This window comes from Siminovitchia fortis, assembly GCF_007681465.1.
GTDB lineage: Bacteria > Bacillota > Bacilli > Bacillales > Bacillaceae_C > Siminovitchia > Siminovitchia fortis.
In genome coordinates, this window is sequence record NZ_VEKZ01000198.1 from 1 (window position 1) to 256 (window position 256).

The 256-nt window shown below is 45.7% G+C and carries 1 pseudogene; it reads left to right on the forward strand.

Annotation, left to right across the window (positions count from 1 at the left end):
- A pseudogene (locus tag FS666_RS19565) lies at positions 1-256 on the forward strand (IS481 family transposase); the annotation flags it as partial.

Below are 256 nucleotides of genomic sequence, written 5' to 3' on the forward strand. Positions count from 1 at the left end.
CCTGTTAAAAAATGATCCTGTTCATTCTTTGGAGGAGCTGAATGAGCGTTTCTGGCAGTGGCTGGAGGAAGACTATCACCGGAGGCCACACGCCTCATTGGACGAAAAAACACCGCACGAAGTATTCCTCTCCCAATTGGATCATGTGACATTTTTGGAGGACCTTTCCTTCTTGGATTCAATCTTTTTAAAACGGGCGGAGCGAAAAGTGAAGCTGGATGGGACCATTACACTGGAGAAAAAACTATATGAGGTC